This is a genomic window from Methanoculleus chikugoensis, assembly GCF_900095385.1.
Classification (GTDB): Archaea; Halobacteriota; Methanomicrobia; order Methanomicrobiales; family Methanoculleaceae; genus Methanoculleus; species Methanoculleus chikugoensis_A.
Genome location: NZ_FMID01000009.1, coordinates 14,770 through 41,128, shown reverse-complemented (window position 1 = coordinate 41,128; position 26,359 = coordinate 14,770). Strand labels below are relative to the sequence as shown.

General features: G+C 63.1%; 24 protein-coding genes. 9 read left to right on the top strand and 15 right to left on the bottom strand.

What is annotated here, in order from left to right:
* Positions 1-409 precede the first annotated feature (409 nt).
* Both L21_RS01920 and L21_RS01915 read right to left on the bottom strand, forming a co-directional pair.
* The gene (locus tag L21_RS01920; protein WP_074368812.1) at positions 410-862 is read right to left on the bottom strand and encodes a UPF0179 family protein; all 453 of its coding nucleotides are present in this window, start codon (positions 860-862) and stop codon (positions 410-412) included.
* Between the two features lie 6 nt (positions 863-868).
* The gene (locus L21_RS01915; RefSeq protein ID WP_074368811.1) at positions 869-1,951 is read right to left on the bottom strand and encodes an NAD(P)-dependent glycerol-1-phosphate dehydrogenase; all 1,083 of its coding nucleotides are present in this window, start codon (positions 1,949-1,951) and stop codon (positions 869-871) included.
* Positions 1,952-1,962: 11 nt separating this feature from the next.
* On the opposite strand from L21_RS01915, the gene L21_RS01910 reads away from it, so the two are divergent.
* The 3 genes from L21_RS01910 to proS are packed head-to-tail and all read left to right on the top strand — an operon-like array spanning position 1,963 to position 4,837.
* Positions 1,963-2,808, top strand: coding sequence for a DUF63 family protein (locus L21_RS01910; RefSeq protein WP_074368810.1), 846 nt, complete (start codon positions 1,963-1,965; stop codon positions 2,806-2,808).
* Positions 2,801-3,367, top strand: coding sequence for a stage II sporulation protein M (locus L21_RS01905; protein WP_074368809.1), 567 nt, complete (start codon positions 2,801-2,803; stop codon positions 3,365-3,367). Before L21_RS01910 ends, L21_RS01905 begins: the two co-directional genes overlap by 8 nt.
* Before the next feature lie 36 nt (positions 3,368-3,403).
* Complete coding sequence (gene proS / locus L21_RS01900; protein ID WP_074368808.1) at positions 3,404-4,837, top strand: proline--tRNA ligase; 1,434 nt, start codon at positions 3,404-3,406, stop codon at positions 4,835-4,837.
* Here the strand turns inward: proS and L21_RS01895 are convergent, their stop codons facing one another.
* The gene (locus L21_RS01895; protein ID WP_256711979.1) at positions 4,838-5,281 is read right to left on the bottom strand and encodes a hypothetical protein; all 444 of its coding nucleotides are present in this window, start codon (positions 5,279-5,281) and stop codon (positions 4,838-4,840) included.
* A 311-nt stretch (positions 5,282-5,592) separates the two neighbouring features.
* On the opposite strand from L21_RS01895, the gene L21_RS01890 reads away from it, so the two are divergent.
* Complete coding sequence (locus L21_RS01890) at positions 5,593-6,513, top strand: DUF362 domain-containing protein (RefSeq protein WP_074368806.1); 921 nt, start codon at positions 5,593-5,595, stop codon at positions 6,511-6,513.
* A gap of 3 nt (positions 6,514-6,516) precedes the next feature.
* Here L21_RS01890 and L21_RS01885 read toward each other — a convergent pair whose 3' ends face one another.
* A complete protein-coding gene (locus tag L21_RS01885; protein ID WP_074368805.1) occupies positions 6,517-7,074 on the bottom strand; it encodes a manganese efflux pump MntP in 558 nt (185 codons plus the stop codon).
* 93 nt (positions 7,075-7,167) lie between these two features.
* Between L21_RS01885 and L21_RS01880 the strand changes: the two genes are divergently transcribed.
* Positions 7,168-9,096, top strand: a complete 1,929-nt coding sequence (locus L21_RS01880) for an agmatine deiminase family protein (protein WP_074368818.1) — start codon at positions 7,168-7,170, stop codon at positions 9,094-9,096.
* On the opposite strand, the gene L21_RS01875 is transcribed toward L21_RS01880, so the two are convergent.
* The 9 genes from L21_RS01875 to L21_RS01835 form a co-directional block, all read right to left on the bottom strand.
* Positions 9,056-9,682 carry a TMEM175 family protein gene (locus L21_RS01875; protein WP_074368804.1) on the bottom strand — a complete coding sequence of 209 codons (627 nt, stop codon included), beginning with the start codon at positions 9,680-9,682 and terminating at the stop codon, positions 9,056-9,058. The genes L21_RS01880 and L21_RS01875 overlap by 41 nt on opposite strands.
* 438 nt (positions 9,683-10,120) lie before the next feature.
* Positions 10,121-10,879: a SagB/ThcOx family dehydrogenase gene (locus tag L21_RS01870; RefSeq protein WP_256711974.1), complete on the bottom strand. Its 759-nt coding sequence runs from the start codon at positions 10,877-10,879 to the stop codon at positions 10,121-10,123.
* Between the two features lie 23 nt (positions 10,880-10,902).
* Positions 10,903-12,414 (bottom strand): MFS transporter, encoded by a 1,512-nt coding sequence (locus L21_RS01865; protein WP_074368816.1) that lies wholly within the window; start codon positions 12,412-12,414, stop codon positions 10,903-10,905.
* Between the two features lie 549 nt (positions 12,415-12,963).
* Positions 12,964-13,776, bottom strand: a complete 813-nt coding sequence (locus tag L21_RS01860; RefSeq protein WP_074368803.1) for a glucose 1-dehydrogenase — start codon at positions 13,774-13,776, stop codon at positions 12,964-12,966.
* 85 nt (positions 13,777-13,861) lie between these two features.
* Complete coding sequence (locus L21_RS01855) at positions 13,862-14,740, bottom strand: thiamine pyrophosphate-dependent enzyme (protein WP_074368802.1); 879 nt, start codon at positions 14,738-14,740, stop codon at positions 13,862-13,864.
* A complete protein-coding gene (locus L21_RS01850; RefSeq protein WP_074368801.1) occupies positions 14,737-16,395 on the bottom strand; it encodes a 2-oxoacid:acceptor oxidoreductase subunit alpha in 1,659 nt (552 codons plus the stop codon). The genes L21_RS01855 and L21_RS01850 overlap by 4 nt, the downstream gene beginning before the upstream one ends.
* A 245-nt stretch (positions 16,396-16,640) precedes the next feature.
* Positions 16,641-17,387: a hypothetical protein gene (locus tag L21_RS01845; protein ID WP_083608693.1), complete on the bottom strand. Its 747-nt coding sequence runs from the start codon at positions 17,385-17,387 to the stop codon at positions 16,641-16,643.
* 53 nt (positions 17,388-17,440) lie between these two features.
* On the bottom strand, positions 17,441-18,574 hold the full coding sequence (locus L21_RS01840) for an NAD-dependent epimerase/dehydratase family protein (protein ID WP_074368800.1): 1,134 nt from the start codon (positions 18,572-18,574) through the stop codon (positions 17,441-17,443).
* Between the two features lie 183 nt (positions 18,575-18,757).
* Positions 18,758-20,347, bottom strand: a complete 1,590-nt coding sequence (locus tag L21_RS01835; protein ID WP_074368814.1) for an FMN-binding glutamate synthase family protein — start codon at positions 20,345-20,347, stop codon at positions 18,758-18,760.
* Between the two features lie 281 nt (positions 20,348-20,628).
* Between L21_RS01835 and L21_RS01830 the strand changes: the two genes are divergently transcribed.
* Positions 20,629-21,069, top strand: coding sequence for a hypothetical protein (locus L21_RS01830; protein WP_256711967.1), 441 nt, complete (start codon positions 20,629-20,631; stop codon positions 21,067-21,069).
* A 101-nt stretch (positions 21,070-21,170) separates the two neighbouring features.
* On the opposite strand, the gene L21_RS01825 is transcribed toward L21_RS01830, so the two are convergent.
* Positions 21,171-21,851 (bottom strand): 2,5-diamino-6-(ribosylamino)-4(3H)-pyrimidinone 5'-phosphate reductase, encoded by a 681-nt coding sequence (locus L21_RS01825; RefSeq protein ID WP_074368798.1) that lies wholly within the window; start codon positions 21,849-21,851, stop codon positions 21,171-21,173.
* A 240-nt stretch (positions 21,852-22,091) separates the two neighbouring features.
* On the opposite strand from L21_RS01825, the gene L21_RS01820 reads away from it, so the two are divergent.
* The 3 genes from L21_RS01820 to L21_RS01810 all read left to right on the top strand — a co-directional run bounded on the left by L21_RS01820 (position 22,092) and on the right by L21_RS01810 (position 25,724).
* Positions 22,092-23,864, top strand: coding sequence for a sensor histidine kinase (locus L21_RS01820; protein WP_083608696.1), 1,773 nt, complete (start codon positions 22,092-22,094; stop codon positions 23,862-23,864).
* Positions 23,865-23,867: 3 nt separating this feature from the next.
* Positions 23,868-24,293: a response regulator gene (locus L21_RS01815; RefSeq protein WP_256711964.1), complete on the top strand. Its 426-nt coding sequence runs from the start codon at positions 23,868-23,870 to the stop codon at positions 24,291-24,293.
* A 102-nt stretch (positions 24,294-24,395) separates the two neighbouring features.
* Positions 24,396-25,724: a glycosyltransferase gene (locus L21_RS01810; protein ID WP_074368795.1), complete on the top strand. Its 1,329-nt coding sequence runs from the start codon at positions 24,396-24,398 to the stop codon at positions 25,722-25,724.
* A gap of 52 nt (positions 25,725-25,776) precedes the next feature.
* Here the strand turns inward: L21_RS01810 and L21_RS01805 are convergent, their stop codons facing one another.
* Positions 25,777-26,250, bottom strand: coding sequence for an Hsp20/alpha crystallin family protein (locus tag L21_RS01805; RefSeq protein WP_074368794.1), 474 nt, complete (start codon positions 26,248-26,250; stop codon positions 25,777-25,779).
* Between the last annotated feature and the right edge of the window lie 109 nt (positions 26,251-26,359).

Below are 26,359 nucleotides of genomic sequence, written 5' to 3'. Positions count from 1 at the left end.
GGGGAGGGGGGCGAGCCCCCCTCCCCGTCGGCCCCACCCCCGATGGCGATATCCCCACGGTCCACTACATGGGGAGGTGCCGGGAGAAGGGCGGTTTCTTGACTTGCTTACCCGGATACGGCTTTCCACCGACTTCGCACCTTCGGTGCTCTAGCTCCGGTTCTCCGAACCATCGCTTATCGCCATGACTGCCCCTGCCCCCGGGAGGGGGCGGGGGAGGAGCGCCGAAGGCGCGGGCGGAGTGGGGGTTGCCGAAGAAGGGTATAGGGGCATTCCCCGCCCCTTGTGAACCCTTTCGTAAATTTCCCTGCAACTCCCATCACCATCGTGGCGGAGCATCCGCCGCGATCTGGATGAGGGGTTGAGAAAAATACCTGAGCAGGTACGGGCGAGGTCTCGCAAAGAGCCGTCACACCGGCCGGAGTTCCACCAGTTTCAGTGCCCGGCCCCGCTCGCAGACGTCGGGAGCGTTGCCGAGAACCTCCCCGACGACGTACTTCTCCCCCTCGATGATGCCGTCGGGGCGGCAGAGCCGGTAACTCCGGCACCCGGTTTTCGGGCAGGAGAACTCGTAGCTGACCTTCGAGTTCGCTATCGCCATGTCGGCACCGATCAGCGCGACGAGGGGGGCCTCCATGACGTCGACCGCGATCACCGCCTCGTGGTGGACGGGGCAGTCGTGCCGGGTGTTCGTGCGGACGGCGGCGACGCGGTACTTCCTGCCCGGTTGCAGGTTGTGGCAGGCCTTGCGGACCCTGCAGTTCTCGCACTCCGGGCACGAATCGCCTTCGTATACAAAATCAAGTCCCTGCTTTGCGAGTGCGGCGCCGATCAGCGTCACCCTTGTTTTCCCTTTCGCCATCCTTCCTCACTCCCGGTAGAGCATCTTCACCAGATCCCGTGCCGACTCCTCGGTCAGTCCCATATCCAGGATGGTGAACCGTTCCGGCCGGATCGTCCTCGCGGCGAGCAGCGCCGCAACCGCCGTCTCGTCGTCGACTCCGATCCCGGCGGGAGTCGTCGGTGCGCCGATCTTCTTTAGCGAGTCGCGGATCCCCTCCCAGTCCCCGCCGTGGAGGTACATCGTGATGATCGCCCCGATCCCGCACTTCTCCCCGTGGAGCCCCTTCCCCGGCGCGAGCTGCTCCAGCGCGTGGGAGAATTTGTGCTCGCCGCCGCTCCCGGGTCGGGACGACCCGGCGATACTCATCGCGACGCCTGAAGAAACCAGCGCTTTCGTCACGAGCCAGGCGCTCTCCTCGGAGTGAGGTTTGATGAGGTCGGCGTTCTTAAAGAGGATCTCGGCGGTCATCCGGGAGAGCGTCAGCGCGTACTCCGAGAGCGGTTCGCCCCGGAGACGGTGGGAGAGTTCCCAGTCGAGGATTGCGGTGTAGTTCGCGATGATGTCCGCACACCCGGACGCCAGCAGCCGGTGGGGCGCCGACGCGATGACGGCGGTGTCGGCGACGACGGCGATGGGGGGTTCGGCCGCGAGCGAGACGTTCCCCTCGGCGGTCGGAACCGAGGCACGCGATGAAGCGATCCCGTCGTGCGATGCGGCGGTGGGGATGCTGATGAAGTGGCGGTCGGTGTTGTAGGAGGCGATCTTCGCCATGTCGATGACCCGACCCCCGCCGACACCGATGACGAACCCCGCCTCTGCCGCCGCCTCCTCGGCCTTCCTGATCGTCTCGAGCGGATCGCCTTCGCCCGCGGCGAACGTCCCGATATCGTAGGAGCCTGAAAGGAGCGCCTCGACCCTCTTCCCGGCAACGTCCCGTGTCCGGCCTCCCGATACGATGAGCACAGAGTCGCCGAGGGCAAGGTCTTCGCAGACAGCCGGGATCTGCTCGATGACATCGTGGCCGATGACGACGTCACGGGGGAGCTGCATCCATTTCGACTTGTCGAAGACCTTGGTTCTGAGTAGGTTTATGCGGTCTGCGCTCATTTAGATCAACAATGATTAGGGAGTTCCTCTACAAATACTACATCGATCCCATCCGTTACGGCGAGGCGTATACGCTCGTCGATACGCTGACCTATGCCCTGATCCTCATCGCAGCAGTCTACCTTGTCTATCGGGGGCTCCGGCGGTATAAGATTGCTATCGACGACGAGCTGGTGCTTGCAACCCTGCCTTTCGTCGTACTCGGCGGGCTTCTCCGGGTCGTCGAGGATACCGGGATGATCGCCTCCGACCTCCGGTTCCTCCTGATCACGCCCCTGATCTTCTTCTCGATCTTTGCGGTTGCGGTAATCGCTCTCTTTGCCGGAAAAATCGCGGAGAACGCCGGACTCGTCAAGCGCTACAGCCGTTTCTACGGAGGCGTGGGAGTCGTTGCCTGTCTTCTCGCCACAGCGGCGCTCGTCTGGTTCGGTCTTGCCGAGACGACGATCGCGCTCGACGTCCTCGCCGTCATCCTGGTGCTTGCCTCCGTTACGTCGCTCGCCCTCTGGGCATTCTTCGTGTACGTGCTGAAGTGGGACTATGCCTCACACATTCTCTACAAACTCCTCATCTTCGGCCACATGCTGGACGCAAGCGCCACGAGTTACGGGATCGACATCCACCCCGTCCGCTACGTGGAGCAGCACGTCGTGGGTGGAGCCCTGATCGATGCGACCGGCACCGCGTTCTCGATGTTCCTCCTGAAGTTCGCGGTGCTCGTCCCCGCCGTCTACGTCCTCGAAATGTACCGGCGCGAAGGAAACCCCGATCTCTGGCACCTCATCCTGCTCGCCATGATCGTCGTCGGCATGGCGCCGGGGATACGCGATCTCGCCCGGATGGTGCTCTATGTCTGAGGCATCGCTCGCCCGATCCACGATCTTCGCGGCCGCCCTCTTCGCCGTCTCGATCGCCATCGGCATCGTTGTCGTGGCCCGCGATCCGGGCATAGGTGCAGAGGCTGCGACCCTCTTTGCCGAGCAGGTGGTAGGCGATCTCCTCTCTGACCCCCCGGCAGTCCTTGCGGGAAAACTCTTCCTGAACAACCTGGCCGCCTGTCTCCTCCTCTTCCTCGGGGGAGCCTCTCTCGGGGTGGTCACGATGCTGATCCTCTCGGTCAACGGACTCTTGATCGGCGCGTTGACGGAGCTCGTGCGGCAGCAGCAGGGGATGCTCTTCATTGCGGCCGGGCTCGTCCCCCACGGCATCTTCGAGATTCCCGCCTTCCTCATCGCGGGAGGCCTCGGTCTCCTCCTCGGGAGGGGGCTCATCGACGAATGGCACGGCACGGCCGATGCAGCCGCGGAAGCCCGGCTTCTTGCCCGGCACTTTCTCCGGGTAGTCGTCCCGCTCCTCGCGGTCGCCGCGGTCGTAGAGGCATTTATTACGCCGGCAATCCTAAGTATGATCGCTTAAAAGAGGCAGATCGATAGGTTTTGAGGTACGAGTCGGATGGAAGAAGATACAGGAACACTCCCCCGGAAAGAGAATTTTTCCGAGTGGTACAACGATATTCTCTGGCGAGCCGAGATCATGGACGTCCGCTACCCGGTCAAGGGGCTGTACGTCTGGTACCCCCACGGGTTCGGCATCCGGAAGCGTGCATACGGGATACTCCGGGACCTGATGGACCGCGACCACGCCGAGACGATGTTTCCGCTCCTCATCCCGAAGACCGAGTTCATGAAGGAGGCCGAGCACATCAAGGGCTTCGAGGACGAGGTCTACTGGGTCACTCACGGCGGCAGGAACGAGCTCGACGTGCCGCTCGCCCTCCGCCCGACGAGCGAGACCGCCATCTACCCGATGTACTCTCTCTGGATCCGGTCGCACACGGATCTGCCCCTGAAACTCTACCAGATCGTCAATACGTTCCGCTACGAGACGAAGCATACCCGCCCGCTCATCCGTCTCCGGGAGATCACGTCGTTTAAAGAGGCACATACCGTGCACGCTACGCGGGAGGAGGCGGAGGCGCAGGTCGAGGTCGCGCTCGGTCTCTATAAGGAGTTCTACGACAGCCTCCGCGTCCCGGTGATCCTCTCCCGCCGCCCGGACTGGGACAAGTTCCCGGGCGCCGACTACACCATTGCGGTCGACACCATCATGCCCGACGGCAAGACGCTCCAGATCGGGACGGTGCATATGCTCGGCGACCACTTCTCCCGCACCTACGCCATCACCTACGAGGGCGCGAACGGCGAGCAGCAGTACGCCTACCAGACCTGCTACGGCATCTCCGAGCGGTCGATTGCGGCCACGATAAGCGTCCACGGCGACGACAAGGGGCTCGTGCTGCCGCCGGAGGTTGCGCCGCTTGAGGTCGTCATCGTGCCGATCATCGTCGGGAAGCGTCGCGATGAGGTGCTCGCGGCGGCCGGAGCGCTTGAAACGGAGCTCCGCGACGCCGGGTTCGCCGTGAAACTCGACGCCCGGGATATGCGCCCGGGTGCGAAGTACTACCACTGGGAGATGCGCGGCGTCCCGCTGCGGATCGAGGTCGGGCCGCGGGACATCGACGCGAACACGGTCATTGCCGTCACGCGCACGGGCAAAAAGACCACGCTCGACCGACGGGGCGTCGTCGAAGGGATCAACTCCGTCCTTGGAGCGTTCGGGGAGGATCTCTCGCAGGCGGCGAAACAGGCGATGGCCGGCCGGATAACCGCTGTCGCGACGCTCGAGGAGACCGCCGAGGCGGTGAAGAGCGGGGTTGCGGTCGTTCACTGGTGCGGTTCGCAGGATTGCGCAGAAAAGATTGAGGCGGCGGTAGATGCAAGCGTCCTCGGGTCCGAGATCCGCTCGGACCTGATTGCCGTCTCGGACGGCCCGTGCATCGCCTGTGGAGGCGAAGGCACGTCCGCCCTGGTTGCCCGGACCTACTGATCAGCAGGACGGGCAGGTATACGTTTTTACGTGTTCGGGGGCCGCGAGGTCTCCCGAGATTGCGGCTTTCCCACCCAGGATGAATATTTTCCCGCATTTTTCGCATCTCTTCGGGAGCAGCCGTTCCCAGCGGCTCATCGGAACTTCCAGAGTGAACTGCATCTTCTCCGCGTCGGCGGGATTGCACTGGGTGAGCTCCTCGTACCGGGAGAGGATCTGCATGACCTGGAGCGGGTTTGCTCCCTCGCTGCAGAACCGCTTGAAGACATAGAATTGAAAGATCATCCACCCGAGGTCGGAGCGCTCTATGGTCTCCTCGTACTCGCTGCACGTTCCGTCGTCTTCATCGAGGGAATACCCGCAGAGGGGGCAGCGCCCACCCACGAGTTCGTCCAGGTAGACCTCTTCATGGCAGCTGGGACAGGTGGTGTGGGGGGTATGCATTCTGGAAGTCATGTTAATACTGGCCTCATACCTCTTACTCTTCCAGAGACACCGGGCGCGGGGCTTCGTGCCTTCCGGAAGCATTCCGCGCGAGATGCGCGATCTCTACGGTTTTCGTGAGGTTTACTACGTATTGCGCTCGGGGTGCTCTTATACGTGTCGAATGGGGCGCGTGGATCCGCCTGCCCACGGTGTCGGAACCTGCCGCGATCCCCGTCTTTTGCAGACGTGAATGCCTGCAGCTCGACCATTTATATCGTCCCGGGGTGGCGGCCCAGAATTTTTATAGGTTGTCGTGGCACTCTGCGCGCATGGCATCTCCAGCGGCATCAGAAGTCTACGTCATCGATGCATCCGATCGCACCTTTGCCGTCGAGGCGCTCTGGCGCGAGATCGATCTCTCCTCCCTCGACGGAAAGGCCGTTGCGGTCAAAGCGAACTTCAACAGCGACGACCCGTTCCCGGCGACGACCCATCCCGATATGCTGGAAGTTATCCTCGGTCAGGTCCGCGACGCCGGCGCCCGGTCGATCGCGCTCGGCGAGCGAAGCGGGATGGGGGAGACCGCCCGGGTGCTGAAGAACCGGGGGGCCACCGATGTCGCGGCCCGGGTGGGTGCGGAGGTGACGGTGCTCGACTCGCTTCCCGCGGAGGGATGGGAGGCGATCCCGGCGGACGGCCTTCACTGGGAGCGCGGGTTCCTGGCCGCCCGGCTCTTCCGGGAGGCCGATGCGGTGGTCCAGACCTGCTGCCTGAAGACGCACCGGTTCGGCGGCCATGTCTCCCTCTCCCTGAAAAACACGGTCGGGGCGGTGGCGGCGAGGAACCCGGGGGACGGCTACAACTACATGACGGAGCTGCATTCGTCGCCGCACCAGAGGAGGATGGTCGCCGAGATCAACCGGTTCTGCCCCTGCGACGTCGCCGTCATGGACGCGACGGAGGGGTTCTCGACCGGGGGGCCCGAGCGGGGGAACCGTATCGCCCCGAACGTCATCCTCGCGAGCACCGACCGGGTCGCCCTCGATGCCGCCGGTATCGCGCTTCTCCGGCACTACGGCTCGACGCCGGAGGTGATGCAGGGCCGGATATTCGCAATGGATACCGTTGCCCGGGCTGCACAACTCGGGGTCGGCGTTAAGACGGCCGGGGATCTCCGGCTCGTCGCGCTCGACTCCGAGAGCAAAAACCTCGTCCTCGATATGCGGCGGATCCTGGATGAGACCGCCTGAGGTTTAGAAAAAGAGGTGTTCGAGCAGGACCCGTAGACCGATCGCGACAAGGATTATACCGCCGACGATGCCGGCCTTCTCCCCCATGATATGACCGAACGCGCTCCCGAGGAGCACGCCGGCGGCGGAGAAGGCAAAGGTGACGATCCCGATCGTGATTGCGGGCAGAACGATCGGGGTATCCAGCACGGCAAACGAGACGCCGACGGCGAGGGCGTCGATGCTCGTTGCGACGGCGAGCAGAAGGAGGGTGGCCGTGCCGCTCTCGAACCGGACGCTCTCGCCGTCACCCCGCACCGCCTCGGCGATCATCTTCCCGCCGATCAGGGCGAGCAGCAGGAAGGCGATCCAGGGGCCGTAGGTCCCGACGAACGAGGCGAGCCCCATCCCCCCGAGCCACCCGAGCACCGGCATTCCTGCCTGGAACCCGCCGAAGAGCGCTCCGGCAATGACGGCCCACCGGAGCCGTTCCTTTCCGACGGCGGCGCCTCCGCTGATCGAGACCGCGAACGCATCCATCGCAAGTCCGACGGCGATGAGGAGGGTCGTCGCAAACTCCATTGCTTCCGGAGATCTTCGGCACGGTGCGGGATAACGCTGTGGGTGCGGCGGTTGATATAAAACGCTGGAGTACCCTACCGATACGGAGAGATGATGGAGATGAGCACGCAAACGATCGGCCTCATCCAGACGGCGGTGAGCGAGGATCCCGACCGCAACCTGGAACGCACTCTTGAAGCGACGAGAGCGGCGATCGCGAGGGGTGCGCGGATCCTCTGCCTGCAGGAACTCTACCGCGTCCCCTACTTCCCGCAGTATGAGGATACGGACGCTTCCCGCTACGCCGAGACGATCCCGGGGCCGTCGACCGAAGCCTTCGCGGCGCTTGCCCGGGAGCACGGCGTCGTGATCGTCGTGCCGGTCTACGAGCGTGCCGCATCGGGCGAGCACTACAACACCGCCGTGGTGATCGATGCCGACGGCCGGCTCCTCCCCGCCTACCGGAAGGTGCACGTCCCCTACGACCCGCTCTTTTACGAGAAGACCTATTTCCTGCCCGGCGATCGCTACCGGGTCTACGATACCCGGTACGGCCGGATTGCCGTGCTCATCTGCTACGACCAGTGGTTCCCGGAAGCCGCGAGGGCGGTTGCACTCATGGGCGCGGAGATCATCTTTTACCCGACCGCCATCGGCCGGATTGCCGGGGAAGAGCCGCCCGAGGGGGACTGGTGCGAGGCGTGGGAGACGGTGCAGCGCGGTCACGCGATCGCAAACAGCGTCCACGTCGCCGCCGTCAACCGGGTGGGAAACGAGGGCGATATCCGGTTCTTCGGGAGCTCGTTCGTCGCCGACGCGTTCGGGAACGTCGTTGCCCGTGCGAGTGAGACCGACGAAGAGGTTCTCATCGTGGAGGTCGACCTCGCGGAGAACGAGGCCGTCCGGGAAGGCTGGGGGTTCTTCCGGAACCGGCGGCCGGAGACCTACGGTCTGCTCGCCCGGAGGCTCCCGCCGGGCATGGCCCCGGTAATCTCCGGCTACCGCATGCCTGCGGAGTGGGAGCCGCACGACGCCGTCTGGCTCTCCTGGCCCCATGACCGCGAGACGTTCCCCGACCTTGCTGCGGTGGAGGGGATCTACGTCGAGATCATCGCAGCGCTCCGCGGCTCGGAGACCGTCGACCTGCTCGTCACGGGCGAAGCGATGCGCACCCGCGTCGAGGCGATGCTGGAGGAGGAAGGCGTCGATACGGGCGGCATCCGGTTCCACCTCGCCGATTACGCCGACGTCTGGTTCCGGGACTACGGGCCGACCTTCCTCGTGAACCGGAAGACCGGGAACCTCGCGATGGTGAACTGGACGTTCAACGCCTGGGGGGAGAAGTATCCCGAACTCATGGAGGATACCCGGATCCCGCTTGCCATGAACCGCGAGATGGAGCTCCCCCTCTTCACCCCCGGGATCGTCCTCGAGGGCGGTTCGATCGAGGTGAACGGGTGCGGCACGGTGATCACGACGGAGGCCTGCCTCTTAAACCCCAACCGGAACCCGGACCTCACCCGGGAGGAGGTCGAGGCCTACCTGGAGGCATACCTCGGCGCCGGCCACGTCATCTGGTTAAAGCAGGGGATCGCCGGCGACGACACCGACGGTCACATCGACGATATCGCCCGGTTCGTGAATCCTACGACGGTCTTCTGCGCGCTCGAAGAGAACGAGGACGATGAGAACTACGCTGTTCTGCAGGAGAACTATGAGATCCTCCTCTCCTCGACCGACCAGGACGGCAACCCCCTGACCGTCATTCCCCTTTCCATGCCTGGGAGGGTCGGCGGCGAGGAGAGGCTGCCGGCGAGTTACGCGAACTTCTACGTAGGGAACACCGTCGTGCTGGTGCCGGTCTTCGGGCACCCGAACGACAGGATCGCCGTAGCCCGGATCCAGCAGGCTTTCCCCGACCGGGAGGTCGTCGGGATCGACTGCACGGCGATGGTCGCGGGTTTCGGTGCGATCCACTGCGTCAGCCAGCAGCAGCCGTCCGTCACCTCTCCGCGGGCAGAAAGCGCATCACGAGAGGAATGATGGCGTAGACGGCGGTGCTCCAGGTCCAGCCGGCGAGGGCGAGCAGAATTGCAATAACGGAGACGACCGGAACCACCATCGCCCGCTGGTTCCCGCGGCGGATATCGGTGCCGGGCCGGATGAGACGGCCGTCATGCGCGGCATACCGCCACTGGGCGGCAAAGAGCAGGCCGATGAAGAGGAGGTTCGCCTCAAAGATGACTGTCGCGAAGGTCCCGTCAGGGTAGTCGCCGATGAGGGAGACGGAGAACGGCACCAGCACGACGAACATGAGCGCCGCAATGTTGATCCAGAGGAATGTGCGGTCGATATGCCGGATCCGATCGACCTGGGCGTGGTGCGCTATCCAGAAGGAAGCAAGGATGAAGAACGCGAGGAAGAAGTGGAAGAGAGCGGGGATCTGACCGACAAGCATCGCGGCGATGGCGGCGTCGGAGGGGTCGTGCAGGCCTTCCGGGACGTTGAGGCTGAGTACCAGGAGGGTCATGGCGAAGGCGAATATGCCGTCGGTGAGCGCTTCCATTCGGTTCTTCGGGAACCCGGACGGTTTCCCGGCCTCTCTCCCTGCGTCGCCTCCCTGCTCCATTGCCAGTAATCTCTGCTGGGAGCGCCGGCCTGATAAAGAATGAGCATTTGTATCCGTGAGATCGGGACGGGGTCATCAACCGTTGCGATGAACCCTCTCCTCGCGGTAACGGTTCTCGGGCAGGACGGGCGGCCGATATACTTCCTTGAAGCTCCGCCGGGCTAGGATGGCTTCGAGGGCGTCCATTGTGTCCTCCTCCGGCCCGCTCATGGCTTCAAACATTCGCGAGAACCCTTTCGCGTTCTTCGCGGCTTCGCGTGAATCAGTTGCACCAGGACGGGGGCGTGGCCTCACGCGAAGAACGACTTCCCCTTTGGGGAAGGAGTTTGAGCCCCGCAGGTGCGAAGTCGCGAAGGTTTCGTGGCTCACACCTGATGTTGCTCAAGATCTGCTCTCGCTCACATTCCATGCGAGACCATCCGCCCGGCACCCGCACCTTCAGCCGTTGCCCGGAACCGACCTTCCCACCGGCATGAGGTAGAGCGGTGTCGTGTTCTCCGGGAGCGCGAGGACTTCCCGGACCTCATCCTCGTCGAATGCCCCGATGACGACGGTGGCACGGTCGAGCGCCTCCGCCTGGAGGTAGACGTTCTCTGCAGCGTGCCCGGCCTCCATGTATACGTAGCGCATCCCGCGTTCGCCGTATTTCGCGGTCGTCCGTACCGGAACCGCCGCGATGACGATGGTTGCCGGGGCGTCGCCGACAGGGGTCTGATTGATTGCCGCCGCCTGCAGCCCGGCCCGCCGGTCGCCTGCGCCGACCCGGATGATCAGGTGCTCTCCCGGCCGGTAATGGTAGATCCCCGCCTCAAGATCCGTGACGCTGCCCGCGACGAGGTAGACCTCCAGGGGATAGAGCCCCCCGGCGGAGGGAGCGGTCCGGTAGCCCCGGTCGTCCGTGATCCCCTGGGCCGCCCAGAGGAGCTGCCCGGCGTCGTCGAGTGCAAGCGGCACGTCGGCGTAGACCCTGACCGATCGCCGTGTCGAGAGCGCCTCCTCGACGGATACGTCCCCCTTCTCACGTGGCTCCGGGAGAGCAATCGCGTCTTCCGGCGGTTCCGGCGTGCCGTTGCCGTCCGGTGCCGTGGGGATGCCTGAGCACCCGGCGGCGAGGATCGCGGCAAGCGTTGCAGCGACGGCGAGGAGAGAGCGAGAGTACCTCCGGTTCATGAGATCGGACTCTGCCTCCGGGCTCATGATGGTATCGGAGCGCCCCCGCCCTACCGCTTCTTCTTCCCGCGGCGGCCCCTGGCGGATGAGAAGGGAAACTTCACGAAGTCCCGGAGGCCGCCCGCGGAGGAGAAGTTGCGCATATCCCGCCTGACCCCGGCGATGAGTTCGTCGACGACCTCCTGCTCCTTCGCCTCCCCCTCCTCCTGCACCGCCGCCAGGCGATGAAGGGAGTAGAGCCCGAGGATGAAGGCGAAGAGGAAGAAGAACTCCCACTGCTGGATGTCGAGCGTGACGAAGACGAGTTCCCGCACCGGGTCTTTCCAGATAAGAGTCCAGATCAGCTCCCGCTCGGCGAAGAAGTCTACGAAAAGCCCGCCGAGGATCGGGGCGACACCGGCGGCGACGGAGTTCGCGAAGGTGCTTGCTGCAAGGTAACTGGTCGCCTGGCCCTGCGGCGCCATCTTCAGGCCGATGTTTCCCGAGGCGAGCGAGACCCCCGCAAGCGAGATCCCCATCAGGATGTGGATGAGGATGAGCAGCGGGTAGGTCAGGATGTAGACGTTCGGGAGCGTGACGAACATCCAGGCGAAGATCGCAAGCATGAAGAGCGGCCCGCTCACGGCAAGAACCGACTTGTTGGAGTAGCGGTCGGAGACCCGGCCCCACGAGCGGTAGAAGACGATGTTCATGACCTGGCTGAGGACGCTGAGGGCGACGACGATCGAGATGTCGAGCCCGATCCTCTGCAGCATGTAGACGGTGAAGAACGGCGACGCGAGGTTGACGGCGAAGTTCCACGATCCGAGGAATATGATGAGGTTCTTGAAGTTCAGGTCCGCGAACGGCTTTTTGATCGCGGCAAACAGGCCGTCCTCACCGTTTTCAACGATCATCCGGGGCTCGGGGGTGCGGGCGAGGAACGTGATCCCGACGAGCCCGGCGATGAGCCCCAGAAGGAAGAGGGCGGAGTAGCCGTAGGCGGCGAGGTCGGGAAAGGCGATCTCCCACGAGTCGATGAAGAACCCGGCGACGAGGCTGACGACGAGCGCGATCCCCGTAGAGAGGGTCAGCCGGCGGGAGAAGAACTCCCCGAGCCGGTCCTGCGGTATCAGGTCGCGCATCCAGGAGTTCCAGCCGCAGTGTGAGATGGCCGAGAACGATGCGTAGAGGGCAATCGAGGCGATGAGCGCGATCACTCCCTGCCCCGGCGAGAGGAGGAAGGGTATCAGGATGATGGGTATCCAGCAGAGGCGCGCGGCAAGCGATGCCGTGACGACCACGAGCCTCCGTATCCTGATGCGGTCGACGATGTAGATCGCGGGTATCTGCAGGAGTTCTGCGAGCGGCGGGATGGCTGCGAGCAGGCCGATGACGGTGTTGGACGCCCCGAGTTGCAGAGCGAAGGCTACAAGGAAGATGCCGCCGGTCAGCGTCACCATCGCCTGGGTGGCAAGACCGTCCCGGACAACGAGTTTCAGGCCGTGCTCGACCTCTTCTGCCGTCAGGCTCTCTTTTGCCTCGAAGATCGTGCGCCGTCTGCGTCCTCTTCGTATATTCACGGAATCGATCACCTCGATGAATCGTCCGGCGGCAGATTTGATTCCTGCCGGGATTGCTGCAGCAGATCTTCAGCACTTCGCCAGTCCTGGCACCCGGCACCGAGCGATGCGGTCTCGCGCGAAACCTTAACGCGGATCTGGCATCACCTGGACATCGGATTTCGGAGCCTAACGATTGCTCTAACTCCGGTCAAAAGGGCCGTCGCACTTCGCGTTCTTCGCGGCTCGCACCTTCGATGCTCATGCTCCGGCCCTTCGGCCCATCGCATTCCGCAGGAGCGTCGTTCTTCGCGTGAGGCAACTGGTGTTGATGGCGATACTGTCTCACGCGAAGGACGCGAAGCCGCGAAGGGAAGCCAGCGCTTTGACTCCAGGGGCTTCTTCGGATCTAGCGAAGTACTGATCCTGTTGCGGGCGTTGTTTCGAGCCCAATCATATAAAAATTGAATTATATTAATTTGTTTGAATGAATCGCATGGCTCTCCGGCACTGAATCGGGGGCGGTCGCGATATCCGGACGGTATGTTCGTTACGGGGGTCCACCCTCACTCAACTTCCCGACGACCACGGCGTCCTGAAGTCTGGATAGAGCGTCAGCCCCCCGTCGACGTAGATCGTCTGCCCGGTGATGTACGCAGCCTCGTCGGAGGCGAGGAAGGCAAAGACTGCGGCGATCTCCTCCGGCTCTCCGGCGCGCCCCATCGGGATGTGCCCCTCGACATCCGCCTTCTTCTCGGGGTCGTCCATCCACTCCCGGTTGATCGGCGTCGCGATCGCACCGGGAGCAACCATGTTGACCCGGATGCCCTGCCCGGCGTACTCGAGCGCAAGCGTCCTCGAAAGAGCCCCGAGCCCCGCTTTGCTCGCGGCGTAGGGGGCGTACTGCGGTTTCGGGATCGTCTCGTGAACCGAGGTGTTGTTGAGGATGACGCCGCCTCCCCCGCGATCGAGGAAGTGCCGCACCGCCTCGCGGGAGCAGAGGAACGCGCCCCGGAGGTTCACCGCGAGAACCCGGTCATAGGCGTCCATAGCCGTCTCGTGGGTCGGGTTTGCGGTCTGGATCCCTGCGTTGTTGATCAGGACGTCAAGCCTCCCCCACGCCTTGAGGACATCCTGGAATATGCGTTCCACGTCCTCCTCGCTCGCGACGTCCCCCTGAACCAGCATCTCCCGGCATCCTTTCTCGCGGATGCTGTTGCAGGTCTCCCGCACCTCATCGAGCGTGATCTCCGCCTCTTTCTCGCTCGAGCGGTAGTTTATGGCGACGTTCGCGCCCTCGTCCGCGAACCGGATCGCCGTTGCCCGCCCGATCCCGGTCGAGCCGCCGGTGATGAGGACGTTCTTTCCTTCCAGCCGTTTCATATCGCTTCACCTTCTGGGTGGTCCGGGCACACCGCCCCGTCCCGCCTCCCGTGGGGCGGGTGGGTTATGAACTCTCGGGTGGGCTTCACCGCCACTCCTCGATGACCTTCCGGACAAGCGCCCTTCTGTCCGGTCTATCGGCCGTGAGCGCCCGGAACTTCTCCTCGTAGATCGGTTTATCAACAGAGTAGAACGTCCCGAGCGGGATCGGCGCCTCCCGGTCGTAGTCCCATTCCCGGATCTTTCCTAGAGCGCTCTCGAACCGGCTGGTCTCGCCCTCCTTCATCTCGTAGGCGTGCTCGTTGTAGTAGTCGGTCAGGTTGAAGTAGGTCGCGCAGATCTGGAGGACGTCAATGAGCGAGAACCCGCGGTGCATGATCGCCTCCTTGAAGAGACCCTTCAGGTGCTGGACCTTCCTGGTGTAGCCGCGGGCGATATGGGTGGCCCCGGCGGCGAGCATGACTTCGAGCGGGTTTAAGGGGTGTTCCGTGATCCCGCCCGGGGTGGAACGGCCGCGGAATCCGGTGGGCGACGTCGGGGTGTACTGCCCCGTCGTCAGCCCGTAGACCCGGTTGTCGTGGACGACGACCGTGATATCGCTGTTCCGTTTTGCTGCAAAGAGCAGGTGGTCGAGCCCCTCGGCGTAGATGTCCCCGTCCCCGACGTGGCAGATCACTTTTAGATCCGGATTCGCGAGACGTATCCCGGTCGCCGCCGGAACCGATCGGCCGTGGATGCCGTAGAAACTGTTGACGTTCAGGTAATCGACCAGTTTCCCGTGACACCCGATCCCGCCGAGGAGAACGAAGTTCTCGATGGGTATCCCCTCCTCCTCCGAGAGTTCCGCGATGGCCGACTTCATCATGTGCTCTATCGAGAAGTTGCCGCACCCGGGGCACCAGGTGTTTTCTGCCGGGCTGACGAGATCGCCGGCGGGCCGGCCGGCCGGCTGTGCTGGGGTCATGCGATGACCTCCTTGAGGCGTGCTGCAAGTTCGTCGACCGCGAACGGCCGCCCGTCGTACTTCAGGACGGATCTCCCCGGGTCGAACCCCTGCTGCCGGAGGAGGCGGGCAAGTTGTCCGGTGGCGTTGTTCTCGACGCAGACAACGTTCCCCGCCCCGATCATCGCCTCTTTCCAGGCACGGGCGGGGAACGGCGCAAGCACGAGCGGCTGGACGACCCGCGCACCAAACTCCTCGGCGGCCTCGATGCAGGCCCACTTCTCCGAGCCCCAGCAGACGATCGTCCTCCCGGCATCCCGTGCGCCGTAGGTCCTGACGGTCGGGTAGGTGGAGAGTTCCTCCTTGAGGCTCTCTCCTTTCCGGAGCATCTTCTCCTGGAGTGCCGTGACCTCCCCCGCCGCCTCCGTGGTGAACCCGGCCTCGTCGTGGGCGTAACTGTTCGCCTTGACGATTGTCCCCGCCCTCCCGGGGAAGGTGAGCGGCGAGACGCCGCTTTTGGTCCGCGCGTAGCGGCGGTACTCCCCGGTCCCGTCCCAGATTTCCGGTTTCCTATCCGGGTGCATGGCGACGGCCCCGAGGTCGAACGAGCAGGCACCTTCCGCGAGCGTCTTGTCGGTCAGGATGATCGAGGGCACCTGGTACTTCCAGGAGAGCGCCAGGGCGGTCGCCGACCAGGAGTAGGTCTCAGCAAGGTCGCCCGGGGCGACGACGAGCCGCGGGAACTCCCCCTGGCCCGCGTTCAGGACGAAGTGGAGGTCGGTCTGGGCGGTGTAGGTCGGTATCCCGGTGCTCGGCCCGGGCCGCTGTCCCACAACGATCGTCACGGGGATCTCGGACATCCCGGCAAGCGAGAGTCCTTCGGTCATCAGGCAGAACCCGCCGCCCGCGGTCCCGACCGCCGCCCTCTCGCCGGCGTAGGCGAGGCCGAGCGCCATCATGATGACGCTGATCTCGTTTTCGGGGTGGATGACCCTGATCGAGAGGTCTTCGGCACGGTTCGCGAGGAAATGGAGGAGGCTTGATGTCGGCGTCATCGGGTAGGCGACGTAGGAGTCAAGCCCGCCGTGGACCAGCCCGAGTCCCGCGACCTCGTTCCCCGTCAGGACCGGGAGCGCCGGCCCATCGAGGGGCTCGACCGTGAAGACGCCTTCCACGGCGTCGTAACCCCGTCCGGCGACCCGGAGGTTCGCCTCCAGGTGCTTTGCGGGGACGCTTTCGCGGAGGACGTCCTCGAGGACATCCCGACCGATCCCCGCCACCCGGGCAAGCGCCCCGAGCATCGCGGAGTTCTTGGTGATCGGGGGTGCTTTCTCCTCTTTGACGATCGTATCGAGCGGGAGACCGTAGCCTTCGCCCCTCACCACCTGCGAGGCATCGTGAACGACCGTCGTGCCGCCGTGGATGCTTTCGCGGTGGTTCTCGATGCTGTTCTGGTCGAAGGCGAGGAGGACGTCGGCCGGGGTGCGGTGTGCCCCGATCGCCTTCTCGGAGGCCCGGATGATCGCGAAGTTGTGCCCGCCGCGGATGAGCGAGGGGTAATCGAAGTACATGTAGGTGCGGTAACCGAGGCGGGAGAAGAGGCCGGCGATGGAGAGCCCCGCTGTGTTGATCCCTTCCCCCGCCTTGCCGCCGATCAGTATGGAGTATTCGGCCATGGCGATCAAACGTGGCGTAGCCCGCCGGCGGGTATATACATTGTGCCATGGGAGAGTGTGCGACGAGCGTGATCCGGCCGGTCCAACCCGCGACGTGATCTCTCATATGTTCGTGATACAGGATAGCGAAGTCTCACGCGAAGGCGCGAAGAGGAGCGGCAGCAACCATCTGCCGAACTTCGCGTTCTTCGCGTCTTCGCGTGAATCTGCGGCGTGTAATTGGCGATGCGATCCCTGCAGCACTCTCATCGTACTACCGGCGACGCCGTCTCGTCGAAGGGATTGCTCCGCATCGCAAACGAGAAGAGGTACGGGTGGTTCCTCTGGAGGTACTCCATGTAGGCGAGCCATTCTCCGATGAGCCTGCCGTACACCCGTTCGACGTCCCCCGCGAGGTGTTCGACGTCGCTTGCCGGGATCCCGGCGAAGTCGCCCCGCCGTTCGAGTTCTTCGGTCAGGTGGAAGACCGCCCGCAGAAGGTCGGTGAACGACTCGTGCTCCAGGAGAACGGGGTTCTCGAGCAGGCGGAGGAGGAACCCCCGTTGTTCTTTGAGGTACCGGCAGAGTTCCTGCAGGTCGGCGGCACCGACGGTGACCCGGCAGGTGTGATGCCGGAGGCGGCTGCGCACCCCGGAGAACTTCTCCGGCGTCCAGGCATTCGTCACGACGAGGTCGTGCCGGATCTCCGGGAGGTTCGGGTCGCGGTCTGAGAGGATGGTGAGGAGCTCGGTGCCGACCTCCGAAAAGAAGGTGCCGATGACCATGTTCAGTTTTTCCAGCCGGTCGCGCTTTGCCCGGACGCTCAGGAGCTGGTTTAAGATGAGGGTGACCAGGAGGACGTTGATGGGGAGGAACCCGAGAGCGTTGAAGATATACTGGTAGGTGTTCTCGGCATCGCCGAGCAGGAGGTGTTTCACGCCGTAGATGGCGACCGATGAGGCGATGAGGACGATCCCGAGCCGTACTTCCCAGGTCCTGAGGCTGATGCGCATGATACGATCACGTACCTCCGGCGGAGAAATAAAGGTTGGGCGTCGGGTGCCCCTCAGACCCGCAGGCGTGACGACCCGGGCGCCCTGACGGGTGCGGGAACCTTCCGCCGCTCTTCGATCCCGGCCTCGACCCAGGCGACCAGGTCGAGCAGGCCGGCCTCGAGGGTGACCTCCGGCTCGTAGCCGAGAACCTCCCGGGCACGACCGATGTCTGCAAAGCAGTGGCGGATGTCGCCGATTCGGCTGATTCCCATAATCTCCGGGGAGAGACCCTGCCGCCCGGCAATCGTTGCAAGAAGGTCGGCAGCGGTTCTAAACGTACAGGGGCGGCCGCTTGCGATGTTGAACGTCCCGCCGACGGCACCGGGCGACTCGAGGGCCAGGCGGAAGGCGCGCGCCGCGTCGTAGACGCTCACGAAGTCTCGCTGCTGGTAGCCGTCCTCGAAGAGGCGTAGGGGAAAGCCCTGGAGGAGGCGGGACGCGTACTCGGTCAGCACGCCGGAATACGGGTTTGCATACCCCTGGTGCGGGCCGTAGACGGGAAAAAGCCGGAGAACGGTCGTTGGAATGCCGTAAGACTCCCCGATCAGCCGGCACATCTCTTCCTGGTCGTACTTGGAGACGGCGTAGACCGAGAGCGGTGACGCCTCCTTCGTCTCCGGGGTCGGGAGGGGGTAGATCACCTCCCCGTCCGGGCTCCGGGGCTCCCACCCGCCCCTTGCCGTCTCTCCCCGGGAACGGTGGATCTTTGGGTAGGTGGTGCCGTTGTACGAGCAGTACAGCCCCTCCCCGTAGACGGTGCTGCTCGAAGCGACGATGAGCCGCTTGATGGGATGGTCGAGCAGCGCCTCGAGGAGAACGGCGGTTCCGGCGGTGTTGACGCTCATGTACTTCTCGATCTGGTACATGCTCGATCGCTCCCCGAGGACTGCAGCCAGGTGGATGACGGCATCGACCCCGTCGAGAGCCTCCTTGAACTGGTGCGCGTCCCGGATATCCCCGACGAGAACCTCCGCGCGCCGGTCGAGGTGCTCGGGCCGGCGTCGCTCCGGCCCGTGCACCTGCGGCATCAGGTTATCCAGGATGCGGACCTGGTAGCCGTGTTGCAGCAGTTCAGTCGCGAGGTGCGACCCGATGAATCCCGCTCCCCCGGTGATGAGAACGGTCGGACTGGTATCCGTATGCATGGTGTATCAGGCATCCTTGATGCACTCTTTGCATTAAGTATTATCGCGAATGCAAAATATTAATAAAAATTGTTTATTCGAGGTATTTGTATCTTCCGAGGTTGTTTTACCTCTCCCGGTCCAGCGTCAGGGGCGTGGTCTGCGGCCGGCGGGGGGGTTCTTCGCCGCTCAGTGTGCTCCGTCTCACGAGTCGAGGATCGCCTCGGCAGCGTCGCGGTAGGCCCGCATCACGTACGGGATGCCGGAGACCGCTTCCGCCTCCTCGGTCAGGGCCATCAGGTCATTGCGGTCGACCGTCTTGAGGCTGAAGTTCCGGGTTCCGGCCATGATCTGCTGGAGCCCGGTTCTGAACTTCTGGGCATAGGTGTAGAGCCCGATCGCTCCGAGCGGGATCTCGTCCATCCGGTCGGGGTATCTCTCCTTGAGCTCCTCGTAGCAGACGAAGATCTCCTCGGCGGTGCTGCCGTACTTCGAGACGGTCCTGGGGATATCGCCGGATTCAAGCCACGTTGCGATGTTCTTCCCGACCATGCCGGGGATCATCAGGGCGCGGCCCATACAGACCGCCTTGACGTAAGGACTCCCCATGGCAATCCCCTTGAAGACATTGGCCTCGTCCGCGAACCCGCCGGCGATGGCGATGTCCGGGACGCGTATGCCCCGCTCCCGGAGCCTCTCGGCGAACCGGTAGGCAAGCGACTCGATGTAGAACGTCGGAATGCCCCACTCGTTCATCATCGGCCAGGGGCTCATCCCCGTACCGCCGGGTGCGCCGTCGATGGTGAGGAGGTCGAGCTTCGCTTCGGCCCCGTAGCGGATTGCCATCGCGAGCTCGACGGCCGAGTAGGCGCCGGTCTTGAGGGTGACCCGCTTAAAGCCGATCTCGCGAAGCCGGTCGACCTCTTCGAGGAACTCTTCCCGGGTGACGAAGCCGAGGCGGGAGTGCCGCTCGAACTCCTTCAGGGCGCCGTCCTTGAAGGCCGCCTGCACCTCGTGAACCCCCGGGTCGGGGAGGACGATATACCCGCGATCCTTGAGCCGGCTCGCCTGGTCCAGGCTGCCGACCTTGATCTCGCCGCCGATGCACTTTGCCCCCTGGCCCCACTTCAGTTCGATCGCCTCCTGGTTGTGCTTCGAGGAGACGTACTCGGCGGTCCCGAGCCTCGTATCCTCCACGTTCAGCTGCACCAGGAGCTCGCCGTAGCGGTCTTTGAACTTCCTGTAGGACTCGATCCGGCGATCCATCTCGGGCGACCTGGCGACTCTGCCGTCATGATCGAGCACCAGTTCCGGATCGACGCCGCAGACGTTCTCCCCGCAGACGAGCGTGATACCCGCTATAGCGGCTCCGATGGCGAAGTGATCCCAGTTCGCCCGTGCAATCTCGGTCGACCCGAGCGCCCCGGTGAAGATCGGCACCCGCATCGGCACTCTGGTCGTCCACCCGTATTCGGTCCGGGTATCGACGCCCTGAAAGACGGCGGTGTCGGGATTGGCCTCGACGCCTTCCGGCAGCCCTTTTGCGCCCCGGGCGTAGCCCTGGATGTTCAGGTGCGAGTAGTCGATCGGGTAGTCTTTATCTGCGCCGGCCGTGATCTCGCCGAACGGGCCGGGGTAGAGCACTTCTCTGCCCCGGAACGAGGAGAGCCAGATCTCGCAGGATCCTTTGCACCCGTCGACGCACCGGCTGCAGATGCCGGACATCGGAACGACGTCGCGGGAGCGGTTGGCCGTTCCCGTCGCATCGTTAGCGTTTGGTCTTCGCAGATTCATCAGCTGCACCTTCTTATTTTTTGGATAGAAGGTTCCTTCCATAAAATATAAATGTTTTCCAGGCGGGCGTTCTGCTCTTCCGAAACCCCGTCGGAATCTCGGTGTCCTGCAGTTCGTTTCTCTTCTGTCTGATGCGGTTCCCCGGTTCGCGCTGCCGGTCGGCGGTGTCGGGGGTTATTTATACTGTCGTATTCATGGTATGCCGCGAGCGTGGCGAAAGGGTGAAATACATTGATGTATATGAATGCTTTATGAACTTCAGGTTGCTATCAGCTCTGATTGTGCTTCTGCTCGCATTCTCGCTCTCCGCTGCCTGCACCGGCACAGACGGCGACGCCGACCCCACAACCCCGAGGGCGACGACGACGATCGGGGAGACACCTGCGGCCACGGCGACGCCGGTCTCGCTTACGCCCGGCCCGACGCAGACGGCGCCGCCGGGAAAGGAGGTTGACTTCCAGCTTACGGGCGGATACCCCTCACGGGTCACGAACGACCTGTACATCGCGTTCAGCGGCGGGAAGGGTCAGGACTTCGTGACGAAGATCGACGTGCGCGTGACCAAGTCGACCGGGGAAGTCATCACCGACACCCTGCAGCCGATCCGCGGCGACGACATCATCATCCAGAACGCGAAAGGCGAGAACCGGGTTGAGATAACGGTATCCTTCGTCACCGGAGGCACTTTCAAGGTCAAAGACCAGATCGTGGAAGTACCCTGATTCAAACTTTTTTCGATCGGCCGGTCTGAAGTGCGTCCGGGCGGGCGATCGGGCTTTGTCTCTCTATTTTTGAAAAAAGTTATTGGGTGAGTTTTCCTGCCTTACGCTCTCTTCACTTCCCACCGTACGAGCAGGCCGTCGTCGAGCCGGGCGGCCTCGATGATCCGTAGCCGGGGAAAGTCTTCCTCCCGGAGAAAACCGGTGCCGTCGGCAGGTGTGGGGGCGTCCTTCCCGCCGATGACGATGCTGCCGACGAACGCCTGGATTTCGTCGACGAGCCCCTGCTCAAAGAGTGTCCAGATCAACGTCCCCCCTCCCTCGACCATCAGGCGCCGGACGCCCTGCCGGTGCAGTTCTTCGAGCAGGCCGCGAAGATCGACGGTCTCTTCACCGCCGACGATGACGGCGGCGTGCTGCCGGAGGTTCTCCACGGTTTTTTGGGGCGCTTTCTCTGAAACCGCGATGATGCGTCTCCCGCTTCCCTTGTGAAGGATATCCGCATCCGGGGGCGTCTTCCCCCTGCCGTCCACCACGATGCGGATGGGGTTCTCCTCCTTTCCGGCCGCCCTCCGCTGCTCCCGGAGTTCCGGGGACTTGACGGTGAGCGAAGGGTTGTCGGCGAGCACCGTGCCGATACCGACCATGATGGCATCGCTCTCCGCTTTGATCCGATCGACCCGCAGGTAATCCTCGTTACCCGAGATCCTCACCTGTCGCCGCTCTCTCGTCGAGATCTTCCCGTCAGCGCTCATGGCGATGTTGACGAAGACAAACGGGCGCATAATCTAGGGTTACACCCCGATCTTCATATATGCTCCTTTTTACGGCGGTATCGGGCCGGCCGACTCTCCTGCCGCCTCCCCTTCGCGAGGTGAGGAATATTCGGTAACAGTTCCAAAACTTCAAAGAATTGCACTTATTTTTGTGAAACATTATTGGTTATCGACCGGATAATTTCGAATTGCATATATACATCTTCCGGGAAACTCACTGTATTGTCTATGGCCCTGAACCGGAGCTTCTTGAGCTGCATTCGAGAGGATCTCTTTACCGGGACGGATATCGTCAAGATGATCGTGGTGGTCTCGTTCTCGGCAATATCGCTCATGCTCACGGCGGCTACACCGGTGAACGCTCAGCTCTTCTGTCCCCTGGTTTACTGCATCCCGATACTCCTTGTCGCCCTCTGGTTCCCCCGGCAGGCGTTCTGGACGACAACACTCCTTGTTATCGGGTTTGTGATCATCCGGGTATACCTATCGGGGCTCGGCTTTGCTATCGACCCTGTGATGACGGGGCTGCACACGATGATATTCTTCTGGGTCTTCGGGGCCGCGACGCTCTTTTCGCAGGATTCGCACCTGGCCGCCTCCCGGTGCAGGCGGATCATCGAGGATACCCGGAATGCGAGATTCCTCTGCGACCCCGAAACCCTCCGCGTCGTCTGCGCCAGCAGAAAGTGCGCTGATATCCTCGGTTATGCACCCCGGGAGCTCGTCGGCATTCCGGCCGAGGCGTTCTGGGCGGACGAAACCGGCAAAGCGTGGTTCATCGAGGAGATGGAGCGGGAGGGCTACGTCGGAAACGCGGAGATGACGTTTTACACGCACAACGGTGATGCGAGGAGAGTTCTTCTCTCCTGCAGGTTTCTCCCACCCGAGAACCTCTTCGAGTGTACGGTCGTGGACACCGGCAGGCTTCTCGGCGAGAACGACGAGCTCGTCCGGTCGAACGGACGACTGCTGGACCTCATCCGGCAGACAAACGATATCTTCTTCATGCTGGATGCAGCGGGCTGCATCGTGCACTTCACCTGGACTCGTGCGCCCGAGTACGGGATATCTCCCGAAGATCTCGCCGGGAAGGGTTTGGACGCCCTCCTTCCCGACGATCTTGCCGCGCAGAGCATGGAACGGATCCGGAAGGTGATCGGAGAACAGAAGAGTGCCTGTTACGATCTCGACCTGGATGTCGCAGGCACCCGACATACCTTCTCCATTTCGATCGCACCGTATAACGGGGTGGACGGTGCGTTCACGGGCGTCGTGGGGTCGGCACGGGACATCTCCGAGGTGCGGCGGCAGAGGCTTGCGTGCAGGCAGCTCTCCTGGGAAGTCGAACAGTGGAAGGGGCTCGTCACCAAACTGGCCCACGAGTTACGCACCCCGTTGCAACCGCTTCTCGGCTATCTCCGGATGATCGTCGAAGATCCTGATTATTACGATCTCACGAAGGAGACGGAGAAGGTCCTCAAGACCTGCCTTGCGTGCGCCGACCAGGAGCAGGCGGTGGTGGAGAGGGCGATCGAGCTCAGTCTGCTCACGATGGACTACGTCGATCTGACCATCCAGGAGATACCGCTCCGCGAGCTCGTTGCCGCCGCCGTCTCTGAGGGTGGATACGGACAAAATGCCCTGATTTACAACGAAATACCTGATAACGTCCGTATCCTGGGAGATCCCGACCGGCTTTCCATGGCGGTCACGGGACTGGTATCGAATGCTGTTAAGTATAATGAACCGCCAGAGAAAGTATGGATCCGGTATACGGGATCAAATGAGAATCATTATATTATGGTGTGTGATAATGGCATCGGTATCCCCGGGGATATCATCGAATCGATCTTTGAGCCGTTCTACATAGGAGATGCCAGGCAGGCCTGCAACGAGGGCAGCACCGGTCTTGGGCTCTCGATCGCGAACAAGTATGTCAAGTTGCACGGGGGAGACATAACGGTGATGAGTGAGATGGGCGAAGGGAGCACCTTCACCATCAGGATACCAAGGGAGGTATGAATTTTGGGAAACAAGATTATGGTCGTCGATGACGACCTGCCGACGCTGGAAGTAATGGAACTGCTGCTCAAGAAGATCGACCGCGAACCGCTCCTGGTCCACAACGGATGGGATGCCCTGCGGGCGATCAAGAAAGAGAAGCCCGCGCTCATTATTCTCGATGTGATGATGTCCCCTATAGACGGATGGCAGTTCCTGGAAGAACTCAAACGAAATGACGAGTACAGGGATATCCCTGTCTTGCTCTTCACCGCAAAACATGTCTGGCCGGAAGAGTACTCGAGATATGCGGACGACATCGTCGGCGTCCTGGAAAAGCCCATCTCTCTTGCCGAGTTGAAGGCCGCCCTGGAGAGGGCCCTTCCCCGGGACGCCTCTTCTCGCACGGACGACGACGCTCGTCGGACCCTGCCGATCAAGAGCGGGTGACCCCGTTTAGCACGCATCCCCGCGACATCCTCCGGGTTCGCCCGTCTCCCACCGAAAGGCATTTTATCGGTTGAGTGCGTATTGCCGGGTAGTGTTCCTCATATGATTGTTACGGATCTCCCCGGGTATCCCTCTCTCAGGGAATATCAGCGGATCGCGGGTACAAAGCAGTTTTCGGCGATCGAGGAACTTGCCGGGCGCCTCTCCGGCGTCAGGGTCCAGGAGATCAACTCGACCCGCTACGGTGGCGGCGTCTCGGAGATCCTGATCTCGTACGTTCCGTTTCTCAACGCGCTCGGCCTCGATACAACCTGGAGCGTCATGGAGGCCGAACCGGCGTTCTTCGACGTGACAAAGACGCTCCACAACTTCCTTCAGGGTCGGGGAGGCGGGTTCTCACCGGAGATGATCGAGACCTACTGGGAGGCACAGCGGCAGAACGAAGGGTTGATCGAGGACGATTCCGACGTCGTGACCATCCACGATCCTCAGCCGCTCGGCCTCGTCGAGTTCCTGACGAACCGGGAACTCGAACGAAAAAGGCTGCTCTGGCGGTGCCACGTCCAGCTGGAGACGATACCCACAGCAACCGTCGGGAGCATGGGGAGCATCCTGCGAAGGCTGGTCGAGAAGTACCATGCCGGCATATTCTCCAGTTTCCAGTATCTTCCTCTCTGGAACGTGCCGAGTTTCATCATCCCGCCGTTCATCGACCCATTGTCCGAGAAGAACCGCGATCTCCCCGTATCCGAGATCGATGCTACTCTCGCAAAGTACGGCATCGACCCGGAGAAGCCGATCGTCACCCAGGTCTCCCGGTACGACACCTTCAAAGACCCGGTCGGGGTCATCCAGGCGTTCAAGATGGTTCGCCGGAAGATACCCTGCCAGCTCGTTCTCGTCGGCGGGCGGGCGTGCGACGACCCGGAATGTTTCATCGTCCTGCGCGAGGTCCGTGAGACGGCCGAGGACGATCCCGATATCCATATCCTCGACCTCCCGCCGGACAGTCACCGCGAGATCAACGCGATCCAGCGGGCGTCTGACATGATCGTCCAGAAGTCCATCAAAGAGGGGTTCGGACTGACGGTGACCGAAGGGCTCTGGAAGGAGAAACCGGTCATCGCCGGGAGCGTCGGCGGCATACCGCTCCAGATCCGCGACGGCTGGAACGGCTACCTGGTCTCGACGATCCGGGAGACCGCCGATCGGATCCTCCATCTCCTCAGGAACCCGGAGCTGGCCCACGAGATGGGCGCACGAGGGAGGGAGTTCGTGCGGGAGTACTACCTTCTCACCCGGGGCGTGCAGGATCACCTCACTGCCATCGACCAGGTGGTCAACGGCAGGATCACCGCCCGGGACAGCGTCATCTGCTATCACCCGCAGGTGGTGACGACCCGGATGGCCGGGTGCGCGGCCCGGCACTGATGCGTGCCCGCCCGCTACACTCCGGCGGTGCACCTGCCCCGCGTCGGCGCCGTCACCCGATGGGGATCTTCTTGCCGCCGGGTCCGGACAGTCTCCTCATCTTCTTCAGGCGGATTTCGAGGACGCCGTTCTTGAACCCGGTCCCGGCGCCTTCTTCTACCACACTCGCGGGCAGGCGTATCATCCGGCTCAGGGTGCCGTCTCCGCGTTCGTGGACGTAGTACTTCCCCGGCTCCTCCTCGACCGTTCCGGCGCGCCTCGCTGTTATTCGCAGAATCTGAGGGTTCAGCAGGTTGATCCGGATCTCGTCCTTTTCTGCGCCGGGCAGTTCCGCAACGACGATCACCTCGTCGCCGTGTTCGAGAATGTCGACCCGGAATTCTGCAGAGAGGCCGGGGAAGTCGCGGCTGCCGCCGCGTGAGACCGGCGGCAACCCGCCTCTCTCCCCGCCCTCCCGGTTGTTCGCTCTCTGATCCCCTTCCTGCCGCCGCCCGGGGCCGGAGGGGTCGTCTTCTCTTCCTGTCACGATCCTTGCCTCCTGCAGTCTGGTCTGTCGGATGGCCGGTCACCATCCGCGCCCCCCTCTCGAGCCGGCATACTTAACATTTCGTACCCGGTTGCCCTGGTCATCCCGG

What these genes read in the sequence shown, in the direction of transcription:
- L21_RS01840 (WP_074368800.1), bottom strand. Translation starts at nt 18,574, where the DNA reads ATGCATACGGATACCAGTCCGACCGTTCTCATCACCGGGGGAGCGGGA.
- L21_RS01895 (WP_256711979.1), bottom strand. Translation starts at nt 5,281, where the DNA reads ATGCATACCCCCCACACCACCTGTCCCAGCTGCCATGAAGAGGTCTAC.
- L21_RS01810 (WP_074368795.1), top strand. Translation starts at nt 24,396, where the DNA reads ATGATTGTTACGGATCTCCCCGGGTATCCCTCTCTCAGGGAATATCAG.
- proS (WP_074368808.1), top strand. Translation starts at nt 3,404, where the DNA reads ATGGAAGAAGATACAGGAACACTCCCCCGGAAAGAGAATTTTTCCGAG.
- L21_RS01890 (WP_074368806.1), top strand. Translation starts at nt 5,593, where the DNA reads ATGGCATCTCCAGCGGCATCAGAAGTCTACGTCATCGATGCATCCGAT.
- L21_RS01845 (WP_083608693.1), bottom strand. Translation starts at nt 17,387, where the DNA reads ATGCGCATCAGCCTCAGGACCTGGGAAGTACGGCTCGGGATCGTCCTC.
- L21_RS01835 (WP_074368814.1), bottom strand. Translation starts at nt 20,347, where the DNA reads ATGAATCTGCGAAGACCAAACGCTAACGATGCGACGGGAACGGCCAAC.
- L21_RS01870 (WP_256711974.1), bottom strand. Translation starts at nt 10,879, where the DNA reads ATGAGCCCGGAGGCAGAGTCCGATCTCATGAACCGGAGGTACTCTCGC.
- L21_RS01855 (WP_074368802.1), bottom strand. Translation starts at nt 14,740, where the DNA reads ATGACCCCAGCACAGCCGGCCGGCCGGCCCGCCGGCGATCTCGTCAGC.
- L21_RS01885 (WP_074368805.1), bottom strand. Translation starts at nt 7,074, where the DNA reads ATGGAGTTTGCGACGACCCTCCTCATCGCCGTCGGACTTGCGATGGAT.
- L21_RS01920 (WP_074368812.1), bottom strand. Translation starts at nt 862, where the DNA reads ATGGCGAAAGGGAAAACAAGGGTGACGCTGATCGGCGCCGCACTCGCA.
- L21_RS01860 (WP_074368803.1), bottom strand. Translation starts at nt 13,776, where the DNA reads ATGAAACGGCTGGAAGGAAAGAACGTCCTCATCACCGGCGGCTCGACC.
- L21_RS01915 (WP_074368811.1), bottom strand. Translation starts at nt 1,951, where the DNA reads ATGAGCGCAGACCGCATAAACCTACTCAGAACCAAGGTCTTCGACAAG.
- L21_RS01910 (WP_074368810.1), top strand. Translation starts at nt 1,963, where the DNA reads ATGATTAGGGAGTTCCTCTACAAATACTACATCGATCCCATCCGTTAC.
- L21_RS01825 (WP_074368798.1), bottom strand. Translation starts at nt 21,851, where the DNA reads ATGCGCCCGTTTGTCTTCGTCAACATCGCCATGAGCGCTGACGGGAAG.
- L21_RS01905 (WP_074368809.1), top strand. Translation starts at nt 2,801, where the DNA reads ATGTCTGAGGCATCGCTCGCCCGATCCACGATCTTCGCGGCCGCCCTC.
- L21_RS01875 (WP_074368804.1), bottom strand. Translation starts at nt 9,682, where the DNA reads ATGGAGCAGGGAGGCGACGCAGGGAGAGAGGCCGGGAAACCGTCCGGG.
- L21_RS01880 (WP_074368818.1), top strand. Translation starts at nt 7,168, where the DNA reads ATGGAGATGAGCACGCAAACGATCGGCCTCATCCAGACGGCGGTGAGC.
- L21_RS01850 (WP_074368801.1), bottom strand. Translation starts at nt 16,395, where the DNA reads ATGGCCGAATACTCCATACTGATCGGCGGCAAGGCGGGGGAAGGGATC.